Below are 14,990 nucleotides of genomic sequence, written 5' to 3' on the forward strand. Positions count from 1 at the left end.
CCGGGGATCCGCCACCAGGAGGCCACCGCCGGCCACGGTCACCGGCTTCACACTCACCCGAACCGCATGGACAGCCCTCTCCGGTCACGCCCGAGGTCGGCACCAAGTCAGCACGGGAGTACGGAAGGGGTCGGACTCGACAGAGTCCGACCCCTTCCGACCTGCATAGCTGACTACACGTTGAACCTGAACTCCACCACGTCCCCGTCCTGCATCACATACTCCTTGCCCTCCATACGGGCCTTGCCCTTGGCGCGGGCCTCGGCCACCGAACCCATCTCCACCAGGTCCTCGAAGGAGATGACCTCCGCCTTGATGAAGCCCTTCTGGAAGTCGGTGTGGATGACTCCGGCGGCCTCGGGGGCGGTGGCGCCCTTCTTGATGGTCCAGGCGCGGGATTCCTTGGGGCCGGCCGTCAGATAGGTCTGCAGGCCCAGGGTGTCGAAGCCGACGCGGGCCAGGGTCGCCATGCCCGGCTCCTCGACGCCCACCGACTCCAGGAGCTCCATCGCCTCCTCCTCGTCGAGCTCGGCGAGGTCCGCCTCCAGCTTGGCGTTGAGGAAGATCGCCTCGGCGGGGGCGACCAGGGCGCGCTGCTCGGTCTTGAAGGCCTCGTCGACCAGTTCGTCCTCGTCGACGTTGAAGACGTACAGGAAGGGCTTGGTGGTGAGGAGGTGCAGGTCGTGGAGGAGTTCCTCGTTGCCGGAGCCCTGGACGATGCCCGCGGAGAACAGGGTGTCGCCCTTCTCCAGGATCTCCTTCGCCGCCTCGACGGCGGCGACCTTCGGCCCGATGTCCTTCTTGATGCGCGACTCCCGCTGGAGGCGCGGCAGGACCTTCTCGATCGTCTGGAGGTCCGCGAGGATCAGCTCGGTGTTGATCGTCTCGATGTCGTCCTTCGGCGAGACCTTGCCGTCGACGTGCACGACGTTCTCGTCGTGGAACGCGCGGATGACCTGGCAGATCGCGTCGGACTCACGGATGTTCGCGAGGAACTTGTTGCCCAGCCCCTCTCCCTCCGAGGCGCCCTTCACGATGCCCGCGATGTCGACGAAGTCGACGGTCGCCGGAAGGATCTTCTGCGAGCCGAAGATCTCGGCCAGCTTCGCCAGGCGCGCGTCCGGGACACCGACCACGCCGACGTTCGGCTCGATCGTGGCGAACGGGTAGTTGGCCGCCAGCACGTCGTTCTTGGTCAGGGCGTTGAACATGGTCGACTTGCCGACATTCGGCAGACCGACGATTCCGATCGTGAGCGACACGTTGCGACTTCCCGTACGAGAGGAGGGTGAGGAGGGTGGAGACGATCCCTCAGTCTACGGGCTGCCGAAACCCCCGCCCGGCGGCGTATCGAACGCTTGGCCAAGGTCGGTCCGTCGGCGTGTCATGGGCGCTTGTTCGGCGTGTATTCGGCGTGTCTGAGGGGCTGTTCCGCGCACGGGCCGACCTAGGTTGGTCCAGTGGAGCAACACAGGATCCGACACCGTCCCCCGCACTCCGGCCCCGCCCGGCCCGGCCGCGGCGCCTCGCCGGACCCGCGCGGCGGCCGTCCCGCAGGGCGGGCGGCGACCGGATCCCGGCGCCCCCCGGCCACCGGTCGGCGGTCCGCCCCGCCGTTCGTACAGGCGCTGCGGCGGATGCCCAACCCCCGGCTCACCGGCCTCGGCGGCGGGCTGTTCTGCGCCGCGGTGATGTTCGCACTCGGGTGTCTCGACCAGTTGCTGTTCGGGGCGTCCCTGACGGTGTACGGGGTGCTGTTCCTGCCCGTGTGCGTGCTGACCGCCGCCTGGGTGCGGGGCGCGGACCTGGTGACGGCGCCCGTCGTCGTCCCCATCGCCTTCACCGTGGGCCTGCTGCCCGTGGCCGACGGTGAAGGCCGGGTCTTCTCCCACCTGATGGGCATCGTCACCGCGCTCGCCACCGAGGCCGGGTGGCTGTACGGGGGGACGCTCGTCGCGGGCGTCATCGCGACCGTGCGGAAGGTGCGTCTGATGAACGACCGGCGGCAGGGACGGACCCGTATGCCCGCGTGAGGCACCGGGCTCGTGCTCGTCCTGCCTGGTTTCCCCTGGCCGGCCGTCCCGTGTCCGCCCGCCCGGTCACGCCTCCTTGGACGCCCGCATCGCCGCGCCCACGATCCCCGCGTTGTTCTGCAGCTGTGCCGGGACGATCTCCGCCTTGATGCCCTCGATCAGCGGCAGGAACTTCTGGGACTTGCGGCTGACGCCGCCGCCGATGATGAACAGCTCGGGGGAGAACAGCATCTCCACATGGGCCAGGTACTTCTGGACGCGGTGCGCCCAGTGCTCCCACGTCAGCTCGTTGTCGTCCTTGGCCTTGGTCGACGCCCGGGTCTCCGCGTCGTGGCCGTCCAGCTCCAGGTGGCCCAGTTCCGTGTTCGGGACCAGGACGCCCTCGACGAAGAGGGCGCTGCCGATGCCCGTGCCGAAGGTGAGGAGGGCGACCGTGCCCCTGCGGTCGCGGCCGGCGCCGAACTGCATCTCGGCGACGCCCGCCGCGTCCGCGTCGTTCACCACCGTCACCGGGAGACCGCCCAGCCGGTCGCTCAGCAACGCGCGCGCGTCCTTGTCGATCCAGTCCTTGTCGACGTTCGCCGCCGTGCGGATCATCGCTCCGCCGGTGACCACGCCCGGGAAGGTGATGCCGACCGGGCCCGTCCAGCCGAAGTGGTCGACGACCTCCTTCACGCCGTCAGCCACCGCGTCGGGGGTGGCGGGGTGCGGGGTCAGCACCTTGTGGCGCTCCTCCGCGAGGTCGCCCTTGTCCAGGTCCACAGGGGCGCCCTTGATCCCTGACCCACCGATGTCCACGCCAAAGATGTGCATGGCTCTACGTTACGGCGTAGGACGGACAGTCACTCGCCCGAGGGGGGTACAGCGGCCTCGGGGACGGTGGTGCCCGTGCGCTGGGCCACCAGCTCCGCCGCCTCCGCCCGCAGGTCGCGGCGCAGCTCCTTCGGCAGCGAGAACGTGATGGACTCCTCGGCCGCCTTGACGAGCTCCACGTCCTCGAAGCCGCGCTGCGACAGCCACTCCAACACCTGCTCGACCAGGATCTCCGGGACCGACGCGCCCGAGGTGACACCGACCGTGGAGACGCCGTCCAGCCACGCCTCGTCGATCTCGTCGGCGAAGTCCACGAGGTACGCCGCGCGGGAGCCGGCGAGCTTCGCGACCTCGACCAGCCGGACCGAGTTCGACGAGTTCTTGGAGCCGACGACGATCACCAGCTCCGCCTCCTCGCCCATCTGCTTCACCGCGAGCTGACGGTTCTGGGTGGCGTAGCAGATGTCGTCGCTGGGCGGGGAGATCAGCTGCGGGAACTTCTCCTTGAGTGCGTCGACGGTCTCCATCGTCTCGTCCACGGAGAGAGTGGTCTGCGACAGCCAGACGACCCTGGACGGATCGCGGACCTCGACCTTGGCGACGTCCTTCGGGCCGTCGACCAGCGTGATGTGGTCCGGAGCCTCGCCGGAGGTGCCGATGACCTCCTCGTGGCCCTCGTGACCGATCAGGAGGATGTCGTAGTCCTCGCCCGCGAAGCGGACGGCTTCCTTGTGGACCTTGGTGACGAGGGGGCAGGTCGCGTCGATGGTCGCGAGCTTGCCGGCGGCGGCCTCGTCGTGGACGACCGGGGCGACGCCGTGGGCGGAGAACATGACGATGGACCCCTCGGGGACCTCCGCGGTGCGCTCGACGAAGATCGCGCCCTTCTTCTCCAGGGTCTGTACGACGTATTTGTTGTGCACGATCTCGTGCCGGACGTAGATGGGGGCCCCGTACTGTTCGAGGGCCTTCTCGACGGCGATCACGGCGCGGTCCACGCCCGCGCAGTAGCCCCGGGGGGCGGCGAGCAGGACACGGCGGCCAGGCGAAGCGGTCATGTGAACCATCGTAAGGCCGCGCTCCGCGCGGCGACGATCGCGCACCCGGGGGCTGCGCCCCCAGACCCCCTTTCGCGCTGGACGCGTTCGTCCTCAATCGCCGGACGGGCTGACGGGGCGGGCCCACGCTGAAAGGAAGGAGCCTGCCCGGCGATGTCAGTGGTCGCCGATAGTCTCGGTGCATGGGTCTCAATACGTCCGCTGACGCTCCGCTGCCTGTCGGTGAGGTGTCGCGGCTCATCGGGGGGTGGGTCGACCGGCTCGGTGCCGTGTGGGTCGAGGGGCAGATCACCCAGTTGTCGCGGCGGCCCGGCGCCGGCGTGGTGTTTCTGACGTTGCGTGATCCCTCGCACGACATCTCCATCGCCGTCACCTGCTACCGCCAGGTGTTCGACACCGTCGCCGATGTGGTGAGCGAGGGTGCCCGGGTCGTCGTGCTCGCCAAGCCCGAGTGGTACGCGCCCCGGGGGCAGTTGTCGCTGCGGGCCACGGAGATACGGCCCGTCGGCGTCGGGGAACTGCTCGCCCGGCTGGAGCAGTTGAAGAAGGCCCTGGGCAACGAGGGGCTGTTCGCCGCCGAGCGGAAGAAGGCGCTGCCCTTTCTGCCTCACCTCATCGGGCTCGTGTGCGGGCGGGCATCCGCCGCTGAGCGGGACGTCCTGGAGAACGCCCGTCGCCGCTGGCCCGCCGTCCGCTTCGAGGTGCGCAACGTCGCCGTACAGGGCGTGCACGCCGTACCGCAGGTGGTCCAGGCCGTGCAGGAGCTGGACGACCTCGACGACGTGGATGTGATCGTGGTGGCCCGGGGCGGCGGGAGCGTGGAGGACCTGCTGCCCTTCTCCGACGAGCAGCTCGTGCGGGCGGTCGCCGCCTGTCGTACGCCCGTCGTCTCCGCCATCGGGCACGAGCCCGACCGTCCGCTGCTCGACTACGTGGCGGATCTGCGGGCCTCCACTCCCACCGACGCCGCCAAGAAGGTCGTACCGGATGTGGGCGAGGAGTACGAGCGGGTGCGGCTGCTGCTCGACCGGGCCCGGCGGTCCGTCCACGCCTTCGTCGAGCGGGAGGAGCGCGGCCTGGCGCACGCCCTCGCCCGGCCTTCCATGGAGGATCCGCATCGGATGATCGACGAGCGGGCCGACCATGTCGTCTCCCTCGTCGAACGGGCCCGGCGCACCCTCGGCCATCTCCTCGACCGCGCCGACTCCGAGCTGTCCCACACCCACGCGCGCGTGGTGGGCCTCTCCCCCGCCGCGACCCTGCGGCGCGGGTACGCGGTGCTGCAGCGGGCCGACGGGCACGTGGTCCGGGATCCGGGCGAGGTGGCGGCCGACGAGGCGCTGCGGGCGCGGGTCGCCGAGGGTGAGTTCACTGTCCGAGTCGATGTCTAGGGTGGGCGCATGACCAGCAACGTGAGTGAGGCGCTCGGCTATGAGCAGGCGCGGGACGAGCTGATCGACGTCGTACGGCGGCTGGAGGTGGGCGGGACGACGCTGGAGGAGTCCCTCGCCCTCTGGGAGCGCGGCGAGGAGCTGGCCAAGGTGTGCCGGCAGTGGCTGGAGGGCGCCCGCAAGCGGCTCGACGCGGCCCTGGCCGAGGAGCAGTCCGAGACGGGGAGCGACGAGGACGGCTCCGGCTGATCCGGCGGCGGTCCCGACCCCTCGTTTCCTGTGAAGCGGATCACCATTCGCCGTCTTTTGTTGAACCTTGAACTTCCACTTTGTACTGTTGATGTCGTCAGCCGATCCCCCGCCGGATCCGACGCACGTCTACAGAAGGTTTGCCATGTCCCTCGTTCTTGACCCCGCCGCCCAGGACCTGCTGTTCCGCGAGGCCCGCACCGCGAACACCTTCACCGACGAGCCGGTGTCGGACGAGCAGCTGCAGGCGATCTACGACCTGGTCAAGTACGGCCCCACCGCCTTCAACCAGACGCCGCTGCGCATCACCCTGGTCCGCTCCGCCGAGGCCCGCGAGCGCCTCGTGCAGCACATGGCCGAGGGCAACCAGGCGAAGACCGCCACGGCGCCGCTGGTCGCGATCCTCTCCGCGGACAACGAGTTCCACGAGGAGCTGCCTGCCCTGTTCCCCGCCTTCCCCCAGGCCAAGGACCTCTTCTTCGCCGAGCGTTCCGCCCGTGAGGGTGCCGCCGGTATGAACGCCGCTCTGCAGGCCGCGTACTTCATCATCGGCGTGCGTGCCGCCGGCCTCGCCGCCGGTCCGATGACCGGTTTCGACTTCGCGGGCGTCCAGAAGGAGTTCCTGGACGGCGACCACACCCCGCTGATGGTCGTCAACATCGGCAAGCCGGGCGCCGACGCCTGGTACCCGCGCTCCCCGCGTCTGGCGTACGACGACGTCATCACCAGCGTCTGAGGTACCACCGTCCGAGGTACCGAGACAGCGCGGTACAGCGACGCGTTCATGACCGAGGCCCCCGGCTCGTGCCGGGGGCCTCGGTCATGCCTTGCCGGGCTTCGTCCCTACGTCGTCCTCAGCGCCTGGGCCATCTTCGTCAGGCGGTCGAACGGCGCGGTGCCCGCCACCACCGTCGTGGAACCCTTCTCGCGCAGCACCAGCGCGTCGTACCTGTCGCCCTCGTACCGCGTCCACGTCGCATCCCCTATGCGCTGGGTGACCTTCGTCTCCCGGGCGCCCTGGGTGGCGTCGTCGATGAAGACGGACGGCTTCTGAGCGGACTGCTCCACCGCCACGTATTCACCCTCGGAGTCATGGAAGCCGAGGTGCCACCTGTTGAAGTTCTCTCCGGAGAAACGCACCGACGTCGCCTTCCAGTCGGCCGTCAGGCCCTGGGGCGCCGCCACCGGGTAGCTCGCGGCGCGGCGAGCCGTCAGCAACTCGACGCGGTAGTCGACCCGTTTGAGGTCGGGAGCGGAGTCGTCGTGCGGGATGAAGAGATAGATCACTCCCGCCGCGAGACTGATGAGGCCCAGGGACAGGATCATGTCCCGGGCCGTCTTCTGCTTGCCGTTCTTGCCGTTCGAACCTGCCACGCTCCCCATCGTCGCAGGTACACCGGTCCGCTCATCCGTGGGGCCCCCTGCTCATTTTGTCTGCCTAACGATAGAGTCGGGCCAACACCCTCATCCGGCCGTCGTCGTATCAGAAAGGTGCGTCTCGATGACCGAGCATCATCAGCTGCCGTCCGAACTCGAAGTCCCCTCCGAAGCTCCCGACCGCAACCTCGCCCTGGAACTCGTCCGGGTGACCGAGGCCGCCGCGATGGCCGCGGGCCGCTGGGTCGGCCGCGGTGACAAGAACGGCGCCGATGGTGCCGCGGTGCGCGCCATGCGGACCCTCGTCTCGACCGTCTCGATGAACGGCGTCGTCGTCATCGGTGAGGGCGAGAAGGACGAGGCGCCCATGCTCTTCAACGGGGAGCGCGTCGGCGACGGGACCGGGCCCGAGTGCGACATCGCCGTCGACCCGATCGACGGTACGACCCTCACCGCCAACGGCATGACCAACGCCATCGCCGTCCTCGCGGCGGCCGACCGCGGGTCGATGTTCGACCCGTCCGCCGTCTTCTACATGGACAAGCTGGTCACCGGGCCGGACGCCGCCGACTTCGTCGACATCAACGCGCCCGTCTCCGTGAACATCCGCCGGGTCGCCAAGGCGAAGCGGGTCACACCCGAGGACGTCACCGTCGTCATCCTCGACCGGCCGCGCCACGTGGGCATCATCCAGGAGATCCGGGAGACCGGCGCCCGCATGAAGCTGATCTCCGACGGCGATGTCGCCGGTTCGATCCTCGCCCTGCGCGAGGGCACCGGCGTCGATCTGCTGCTGGGCATCGGCGGTACGCCCGAGGGCATCATCTCGGCCTGTGCCGTGAAGTGCCTCGGCGGCACCATCCAGGGCAAGCTGTGGCCGAAGGACGACGAGGAGCGGCAGCGGGCGGTGGACGCGGGGCACGACCTCGACCGTGTGCTCACGACCGACGACCTGGTCTCCGGGGAGAACGTGTTCTTCGTCGCGACCGGGATCACCGACGGTGAGCTGCTGCGCGGGGTTCGCTATCGGTCGGAGACGGCGACGACGGAGTCGATCGTGATGCGGTCGAAGTCGGGGACGGTTCGGCAGATCTCGTCCGAGCACAGGCTCAGCAAGCTGAGGGCTTACAGCGCGATTGACTTCGATCGCGCCAAGTAACTCCGGTGCGGGGGACTTCGGGTTGTGGGTGGGTGCGGGTGCGTTGTGGCTTGTCGCGCAGTTCCCCGCGCCCCTGCAGGGCGCGGCGTCGGCGAGCACCCTCCTGCAATCTCGCGCCTGTATCCCCATGCTCAAGCCCATGCATGAGAAGGGGGCGCCCTCTGTGCGGAGAGGGCGTCCTTTTCCATGACCGGCGTGACCGGACCGGGTCAGCCCGCCGCCGCTATCGTGCCGTGGGCGGCCTTCTTGAGTTCCATGTCGCGGCGGCGGCGCCTGGCCAGGACCACGCGGCGTTCGGCGGCGGTGAGGCCGCCCCAGACGCCGTACGGCTCGGGCTGCAGCAGCGCGTGTTCACGGCACTCGACCATGACCGGACAGCCGCCGCACACCCGCTTGGCCGCCTGCTCCCGGGAGAGCCGGGCCGCGGTCGGTTCCTTCGAAGGGGCGAAGAAGAGGCCCGCCTCGTCGCGCCGGCACACCGCCTCGGTGTGCCATGGGGCGTCCTGGTCCCTCTCTCGCACCGGCACCCGCTGGGGCGGAACGGCGGCGACCTGCAGGGACGAATGCGGCGGTTGCAGCACGGCCTACTCCTGACGACGGCTTCTTCGCGAGCTGGAGGGAGCCGTGGGACCCATGTGGACCGGGGCGACGGGTCCGGAGCGTCCGGGGCGTGCGATCGCAAGGCGCGCGCTTACCGGGCGTACCGGGTTCCGCGTGAAGCCCACGGCACCCTCCAAGAGACGATGCAGCAAGCCCTACCCGCTGTGCGCGCGCCTATGCACTGAGTTCCCAACCGCTGAGGTTCCAGGGCATTGTCGATCCGTCGTGACCTGACCGAATCGTTTCGGGTGCGACCGAATTCACAACCGTCAACGGTCCAGGTGCTTGCGCAAACTCCTGTCGACCTTGCGGGAGACAAGGTTGAGAATGTCCCCGATCACCTTGCCCCGCTTGGGTTTCGCCTCGACATTGCCGAGTATGGCCAGCCCGTCCACATAGACCACGGGCGCGTCGGGATCGCCCGAATCCAGCGTCCGCACCTCGAAGTTGCCGAGCACTCCGCCACCGGTGCCGCGCATCGAGACGTTCTCCGGGACGCGGATCTCGACGGTGCCGAACACCGCGATCGCCTTGATCACGACCTGCTGGTACTCGAATATCGCCTCGCTGAGGTCGATCTCCACACTGCCGAAGATCGCGTACGCGTGCATACGGCGGCCCGCGCGCCAGCGACCCTTGCGGACGGCGGCGCTGAAGACCGCCACCACGTTGTCGTCGGGGTCGAGCGGGATCGCCCCCGGGGTCGGGCGGTTGGGCGCGGGAGCGTATCCCCACGCCGCGGACCGGGACGCGTGGGACCCCTGACCGGCGGGCAGGTCCCGTACGAAGACCTCCAGTTCGCCGACCGTCTTGGCGCTCAGCACCCCCTCGACGCGCTCGGAGTGCTCGTCGGGCGTGAGGCGGCCCTCGGCCAGCGCCTCGCGCAGGAGGTCCGCGACGCGGTCGCGGTCGGCGTCCGAGGCGCGGAGTTCCGAGGGTCGGAGTTCGGAGGCGCGTGCTGCGGTGTGCTTCTGAAGGTCCACGGAAGCAGCGTACCCAAACGCGATAGATCGCGACTAGGGGTGTGGACGGACCTGTGGACAGCCACGGGGAACGGATGACCGGACCACCTCGTTCGAGCCGCCCCCCTCTCAACTGAGTCTTACCTAACAAGCTCCTCCTCGCCGGCAGGTCATACGCTGGTGGGCGCCCGCCGATGAAGGCAGGCCGCTGTCTTCGTCGAGTGAGGAATGGGCGAGATGCCTGAGTTCGCGTACACCGATCTGCTCCCCATGGGAGAGGACACCACCCCGTACCGGCTGGTGACCTCCGAGGGTGTCTCCACCTTCGAGGCCGACGGGCGCACGTTCCTCAAGGTCGAACCGGAGGCGCTGCGCAAGCTCGCCGCGGAGGCGATCCACGACATCCAGCACTATCTGCGGCCGGCCCACCTGGCGCAGCTGCGGCGGATCATCGACGACCCCGAGGCGTCGGCCAACGACAAGTTCGTGGCACTCGACCTGCTGAAGAACGCCAACATCGCGGCGGCGGGCGTACTGCCCATGTGCCAGGACACCGGCACGGCGATCGTCATGGGCAAGCGCGGGCAGAACGTCCTCACGTCGGGCGGTGACGAGGCGGCCCTGTCCCAGGGCGTCTACGACGCGTATCTGAACCTGAACCTGCGTTACTCGCAGATGGCTCCGCTCACCATGTGGGAGGAGAAGAACACCGGCTCCAACCTGCCGGCCCAGATCGAGCTGTACGCCACCGACGGGGGCGCCTACAAGTTCCTGTTCATGGCCAAGGGCGGCGGCTCGGCCAACAAGTCGTTCCTCTACCAGGAGACGAAGGCCGTCCTGAACGAGGCCTCCATGATGAAGTTCCTGGAGGAGAAGATCCGTTCGCTGGGCACGGCCGCCTGCCCGCCGTACCACCTGGCGATCGTGGTCGGCGGCACGAGTGCCGAGTACGCGCTCAAGACCGCCAAGTACGCCTCCGCGCACTACCTGGACGAGATCCCGGCCGAGGGTTCGCCGCTCGGGCACGGCTTCCGGGACAAGGAGCTGGAGGAGAAGGTCTTCGAGCTGACACAGAGGATCGGGATCGGGGCGCAGTTCGGCGGCAAGTACTTCTGCCACGACGTGCGCGTGGTGCGGCTGCCGAGGCACGGCGCCTCGTGTCCCGTCGCCATCGCCGTGTCCTGCTCCGCCGACCGGCAGGCCGTCGCGAAGATCACGGCGGAGGGCGTCTTCCTGGAGCAGCTGGAGACCGACCCGGCGCGGTTCCTGCCGGAGACGACGGACGAGCATCTCGACGAGGCGTCGGACGTGGTCAGGATCGACCTCAACCAGCCGATGGACGACATCCTCGCCGAGCTGACCAAGTACCCGGTCAAGACCCGGCTCTCGCTCTCCGGGCCGCTGGTCGTGGCGCGTGACATCGCGCACGCCAAGATCAAGGAGCGGCTGGACGCGGGCGAGGAGATGCCGCAGTACCTGAAGGACCACCCGGTGTACTACGCCGGGCCCGCGAAGACGCCCGAGGGGTACGCGTCCGGGTCGTTCGGGCCGACCACCGCCGGGCGCATGGACTCCTACGTCGAGCAGTTCCAGGCGGCGGGCGGGTCCAAGGTGATGCTGGCGAAGGGGAACCGGTCCGCGCAGGTCACCAACGCCTGCGACACGCACGGCGGTTTCTACCTCGGCTCGATCGGCGGACCGGCCGCGCGCCTCGCCCAGGACTGCATCAAGAAGGTCGAGGTCGTCGAGTACGAGGAGCTCGGGATGGAGGCGGTGTGGAAGATCGAGGTCGAGGACTTCCCCGCCTTCATCGTCGTCGACGACAAGGGCAACGACTTCTTCAAGGATCCGTCGCCGGCGCCCACGTTCACGTCGATTCCGGTGCGGGGGCCGGGGCTGGCGTAGTGAGGGTCGGGGGGCGTGGTGGGGGTGGGCGTCCTGTTTCTTTCGCCCCCGCCGCCCCTACCCGTCCCATCCCTGGGGGCGCCGCCCCCAGACCCCCGACCGCGCTGAAGGCGCTCGTCCTCCAAGCACCGGACGGGCTGGGATGCCCCGGGGGAATACGTCTCTCCAGAGCCGCGCTGTTCCTTTCGGAGGTACGACGATGACGACGCCCGACCCGCAGTACCGCACCGAACACGACTCCATGGGCGAGGTCCGTGTCCCCGTGCACGCCAAGTGGCGGGCGCAGACCCAGCGTGCCGTGGAGAACTTCCCCGTCTCCGGGCAGCGTATCGAGCGCGCCCATATCGAGGCGCTCGCCCGGATCAAGGGTGCCGCCGCGAAGGTCAACGCCCAGCTCGGTGTGGTCGACAAGGACATCGCCGACGCCATTCAGGAGGCCGCCGACGAGGTCGCCGCCGGTGACTGGGACGAGCACTTTCCGGTCGACGTGTTCCAGACCGGTTCCGGTACCTCGTCCAACATGAACGCCAACGAGGTCATCGCCAGTCTCGCCGGTGAGCGGCTGGGGAAGGACGTACACCCCAATGATCACGTCAACGCCTCGCAGTCGTCCAACGACGTGTTCCCCTCCTCCATCCACATCGCCGCCACCGCCGCCGTCACCCGCGACCTGATCCCCGCCCTCGACCACCTCGCCGACGCCCTCACCCGCAAGTCCGAGGAGTTCGCCGACGTCGTGAAGTCGGGGCGTACGCATCTCATGGACGCCACGCCCGTGACGCTCGGACAGGAGTTCGGGGGGTACGCCGCCCAGGTGCGGTACGGCGTGGAGCGGCTGCGTGCCTCCCTGCCCCGGCTGGCCGAGCTGCCGCTCGGCGGTACCGCCGTCGGGACCGGGATCAACACGCCGCCCGGGTTCTCCGCCGCCGTGATCGAGGAGGTCGCCCGGACTACCGGGCTGCCCCTCACCGAGGCTCGCGATCACTTCGAGGCGCAGGGCGCGCGGGACGGGATCGTCGAGACGAGCGGACAGCTGCGGACCATCGCCGTCGGGTTGACCAAGATCGCGAACGATCTGCGGTGGATGGCCTCCGGGCCCCGGACCGGGCTCGCCGAGATCAGCCTGCCCGATCTTCAGCCCGGGTCGTCCATCATGCCCGGCAAGGTCAATCCCGTGATCCCCGAGGCCGTCCTGATGGTCTCCGCGCAGGTCATCGGCAATGACGTCACCGTCACCACCGCCGGTGCCGCCGGGAACTTCGAGCTCAACGTCATGCTGCCCGTCATCGCCAAGAACGTTCTCGAGTCCGTTCGGCTGCTCGCCAACGTCTCGCGGCTGCTTGCCGACCGGACCGTCGACGGGATCGTCGCCCATCGGGAGCGGGCGCGCGAGTACGCCGAGTCCTCGCCCTCGGTCGTCACGCCGCTCAACAAGTACATCGGGTACGAGGAAGCGGCCAAGGTGGCCAAGAAGTCGCTCGCCGAGAAGAAGACGATCCGCCAAGTCGTCCTGGAATCCGGGTACGTGGAGCGCGGTGATCTCACCGTCGAGCAGCTCGACACGGCGTTGGATGTCCTGCGGATGACGCGCCCGTAACGTCATCCGGCCACTGGCGAGAACGGTGACGCGCACCGCAGCGTCGTATGCCCGGGGCACCTAATATCTCTCCATGACAGACGACGGAGCGTTGAGACGAGTGGAAGCGGGCGGATCAGCGGCGTACTGGTCCCCCGGGAGTCAGATCCTGTGGCGCTATCGCGAGAACTCCGGGGACCGCTTCCACATCGTGCGTCCCGTCACCGTCGTACGGGACGACCCCGAGGTGCTCGCCGTGTGGATGGCCCCCGGCACCGAGTGCGTCAAGCCCGTGCTCGCCGACGGTACGCCCGTGCACGTGGAACCGCTGGAGTCGCGGTACACCAAGCCCCGGACCGTCCAGCGCGACCGCTGGTTCGGCACCGGGGTGCTGAAGCTGGCGCGACCCGCCGAGCCCTGGTCGGTGTGGCTTTTCTGGGAACCGGGCTGGCAGTTCAAGAACTGGTACGTGAACCTGGAGGAGCCGCTTGTCCGTTGGGCCGGCGGGGTCGACTCCGAGGACCATTTTCTCGACATCACCGTGAATCCCGACCGGACGTGGGAATGGCGCGACGAGGACGAGTTCGCGCAGGCCCAGCAGGCCGGGCTGATGGACGCCCAACTCGCCGAACGGGTAAGGGAAGCGGGGCGTTCGGCGGTGGAGGTCATCCGGGCCTGGGGTGCGCCGTTCGCGGATGGCTGGCAGCACTGGCGCCCGGATCCGTCGTGGGCTGTACCGTCACTGCCGGAGGACTGGGACCGTACGCCCGCGCACATGTCGTCATGAGACCCTTGATGCGCCCCCGGTGCACAACCGTAGGATCGTCCTCCGCAAGGGCGCACGACCGGTAACTGCCGGAAAACGCGCCGGGCCTGACCATACGTCACCGAGGGGCGGCAGGACGTGAGCGAGGGGTACGAGGGCAGCACCGGTCCGGGCCGACCACGGCTCGCCGGTGCACCAGGAACAACCTCTGACCACGCCGGTTTTCCGTTCCTGGGGCACGTATTCCGGGTATCGGGAAGTCGGCGGGACCAACTGCGTGTACAACGCGCAGCCCCGGACGGATGGATTCGACACGCGTGACGGAGCAACCCACCTCGCACGAGCGCAGTCGGCCGGGCACCGGCCGGCCGGACACCCCCGCGGACACCCGCGGGGCGCTTCTGCGTTCCCCGGAGGCGGCGGCTCTGCCTCTGCCGAAGCAGACGACAGGGCAGGGAGGGGCCGCCGGCGGGCTGGAAGCCGCCGACTGCTCCGTGACAGGCTCCGAGAGCCCCGAGACCGTCGGCGGCGCCGGTAGAGCCGCGCACGGCGCGGGAACAGCGGGAACAGAGGCGGGAACAGGCGCGATGGCATCCAGCTCGAGTACTGGTACCGGTACGTCCGGCTCCACCGGCCCCAACCCCGCCGGTCCCCCGGCCGCGCCCGGGCCCGAGCACTCGCAGCCCGACCAGCCGTCCTCGACCGAGCCCGACGCGCACCGCCCGCGTCCGGCGCCGGACAGCATCCCGGTCCAGCCGGGCGCCGAGACGGCCCGCCCGGGCACGGAGAACCACACGACGGAGCACCACGCCACGGAGAACCACGCGAGCCCGAACGGACCCGCCGACGGCGCCGACCCGGCCGTGAGCGCCCTCACCGGCAAGGAACGCCGTTCCGGGCAGGGCAACCCCGCCGGCACTCCGCTGCCGATGCGGCGGGACGGCGACCGGCTGCGGTTCGTCGGGGCAGCCACCCGGCGTATCGCCCGGGGCATCGACCTCGACGAGATCGTGATGGGGCTGTGCCGGGCGACCGTGCCGACGTTCTCGGACACGATCCTCGTCTATCTGCGCGACCCGCTGCCGGTCGGTGACGAGCGGC

The 14,990-nt window shown here is 69.3% G+C and carries 14 protein-coding genes and 1 pseudogene; 9 read left to right on the forward strand and 6 right to left on the reverse strand.

The window, feature by feature from the left end:
• Positions 1-173: 173 nt before the first annotated feature.
• Entirely contained in the window at positions 174-1,262 is a 1,089-nt protein-coding gene (gene ychF, locus IEY89_RS11185; protein WP_189147172.1) for a redox-regulated ATPase YchF, read from the reverse strand.
• Positions 1,263-1,460: 198 nt separating this feature from the next.
• Between ychF and IEY89_RS11190 the strand changes: the two genes are divergently transcribed.
• Positions 1,461-2,033, forward strand: a complete 573-nt coding sequence (locus IEY89_RS11190) for a DUF6542 domain-containing protein (RefSeq protein ID WP_229695151.1) — start codon at positions 1,461-1,463, stop codon at positions 2,031-2,033.
• A 66-nt stretch (positions 2,034-2,099) separates the two neighbouring features.
• Here the strand turns inward: IEY89_RS11190 and ppgK are convergent, their stop codons facing one another.
• A complete protein-coding gene (gene ppgK / locus IEY89_RS11195) occupies positions 2,100-2,846 on the reverse strand; it encodes a polyphosphate--glucose phosphotransferase (protein WP_189147173.1) in 747 nt (248 codons plus the stop codon).
• A 29-nt stretch (positions 2,847-2,875) separates the two neighbouring features.
• Positions 2,876-3,913 carry a 4-hydroxy-3-methylbut-2-enyl diphosphate reductase gene (locus tag IEY89_RS11200; protein WP_189147174.1) on the reverse strand — a complete coding sequence of 346 codons (1,038 nt, stop codon included), beginning with the start codon at positions 3,911-3,913 and terminating at the stop codon, positions 2,876-2,878.
• A 173-nt stretch (positions 3,914-4,086) separates the two neighbouring features.
• On the opposite strand from IEY89_RS11200, the gene xseA reads away from it, so the two are divergent.
• From xseA to IEY89_RS11215, 3 genes are all read left to right on the forward strand, one after another.
• Positions 4,087-5,295 (forward strand): exodeoxyribonuclease VII large subunit, encoded by a 1,209-nt coding sequence (gene xseA, locus IEY89_RS11205; RefSeq protein WP_189147175.1) that lies wholly within the window; start codon positions 4,087-4,089, stop codon positions 5,293-5,295.
• A 9-nt stretch (positions 5,296-5,304) separates the two neighbouring features.
• On the forward strand, positions 5,305-5,544 hold the full coding sequence (locus IEY89_RS11210; RefSeq protein WP_189147176.1) for an exodeoxyribonuclease VII small subunit: 240 nt from the start codon (positions 5,305-5,307) through the stop codon (positions 5,542-5,544).
• Between the two features lie 145 nt (positions 5,545-5,689).
• On the forward strand, positions 5,690-6,280 hold the full coding sequence (locus IEY89_RS11215; RefSeq protein ID WP_189147177.1) for a malonic semialdehyde reductase: 591 nt from the start codon (positions 5,690-5,692) through the stop codon (positions 6,278-6,280).
• A gap of 107 nt (positions 6,281-6,387) precedes the next feature.
• Here the strand turns inward: IEY89_RS11215 and IEY89_RS11220 are convergent, their stop codons facing one another.
• Positions 6,388-6,918 carry a DUF4245 domain-containing protein gene (locus tag IEY89_RS11220; protein WP_444545542.1) on the reverse strand — a complete coding sequence of 177 codons (531 nt, stop codon included), beginning with the start codon at positions 6,916-6,918 and terminating at the stop codon, positions 6,388-6,390.
• Between the two features lie 127 nt (positions 6,919-7,045).
• Between IEY89_RS11220 and glpX the strand changes: the two genes are divergently transcribed.
• A complete protein-coding gene (gene glpX / locus IEY89_RS11225) occupies positions 7,046-8,080 on the forward strand; it encodes a class II fructose-bisphosphatase (protein ID WP_189147179.1) in 1,035 nt (344 codons plus the stop codon).
• Positions 8,081-8,289: 209 nt separating this feature from the next.
• On the opposite strand, the gene IEY89_RS11230 is transcribed toward glpX, so the two are convergent.
• Positions 8,290-8,661: a WhiB family transcriptional regulator gene (locus IEY89_RS11230; protein WP_189147180.1), complete on the reverse strand. Its 372-nt coding sequence runs from the start codon at positions 8,659-8,661 to the stop codon at positions 8,290-8,292.
• Positions 8,662-8,949: 288 nt separating this feature from the next.
• On the reverse strand, positions 8,950-9,663 hold the full coding sequence (locus IEY89_RS11235; RefSeq protein ID WP_189147181.1) for a DUF1707 SHOCT-like domain-containing protein: 714 nt from the start codon (positions 9,661-9,663) through the stop codon (positions 8,950-8,952).
• 216 nt (positions 9,664-9,879) lie between these two features.
• Between IEY89_RS11235 and IEY89_RS11240 the strand changes: the two genes are divergently transcribed.
• The 4 genes and pseudogenes from IEY89_RS11240 to IEY89_RS40545 all read left to right on the forward strand — a co-directional run.
• Positions 9,880-11,547 (forward strand): fumarate hydratase, encoded by a 1,668-nt coding sequence (locus IEY89_RS11240; protein WP_189147182.1) that lies wholly within the window; start codon positions 9,880-9,882, stop codon positions 11,545-11,547.
• 199 nt (positions 11,548-11,746) lie between these two features.
• The gene (locus tag IEY89_RS11245; RefSeq protein ID WP_189147183.1) at positions 11,747-13,144 is read left to right on the forward strand and encodes a class II fumarate hydratase; all 1,398 of its coding nucleotides are present in this window, start codon (positions 11,747-11,749) and stop codon (positions 13,142-13,144) included.
• 73 nt (positions 13,145-13,217) lie between these two features.
• A complete protein-coding gene (fomD, locus tag IEY89_RS11250) occupies positions 13,218-13,910 on the forward strand; it encodes a cytidylyl-2-hydroxypropylphosphonate hydrolase (RefSeq protein WP_189147184.1) in 693 nt (230 codons plus the stop codon).
• A gap of 296 nt (positions 13,911-14,206) precedes the next feature.
• Positions 14,207-14,990 (forward strand): annotated as a pseudogene (locus IEY89_RS40545) (hypothetical protein); the annotation flags it as partial.

Origin of the sequence: Streptomyces lacrimifluminis, from assembly GCF_014646095.1 — a bacterium.
Lineage (GTDB): Bacteria > Actinomycetota > Actinomycetes > Streptomycetales > Streptomycetaceae > Streptomyces > Streptomyces lacrimifluminis.

Coding starts and splice junctions, on each gene's coding strand:
- ppgK (WP_189147173.1), bottom strand. CDS start 2,846: ATGCACATCTTTGGCGTGGACATCGGTGGGTCAGGGATCAAGGGCGCC.
- IEY89_RS11200 (WP_189147174.1), bottom strand. CDS start 3,913: ATGGTTCACATGACCGCTTCGCCTGGCCGCCGTGTCCTGCTCGCCGCC.
- xseA (WP_189147175.1), top strand. CDS start 4,087: ATGGGTCTCAATACGTCCGCTGACGCTCCGCTGCCTGTCGGTGAGGTG.
- IEY89_RS11210 (WP_189147176.1), top strand. CDS start 5,305: ATGACCAGCAACGTGAGTGAGGCGCTCGGCTATGAGCAGGCGCGGGAC.
- IEY89_RS11215 (WP_189147177.1), top strand. CDS start 5,690: ATGTCCCTCGTTCTTGACCCCGCCGCCCAGGACCTGCTGTTCCGCGAG.
- glpX (WP_189147179.1), top strand. CDS start 7,046: ATGACCGAGCATCATCAGCTGCCGTCCGAACTCGAAGTCCCCTCCGAA.
- IEY89_RS11240 (WP_189147182.1), top strand. CDS start 9,880: ATGCCTGAGTTCGCGTACACCGATCTGCTCCCCATGGGAGAGGACACC.
- IEY89_RS11245 (WP_189147183.1), top strand. CDS start 11,747: ATGACGACGCCCGACCCGCAGTACCGCACCGAACACGACTCCATGGGC.
- fomD (WP_189147184.1), top strand. CDS start 13,218: ATGACAGACGACGGAGCGTTGAGACGAGTGGAAGCGGGCGGATCAGCG.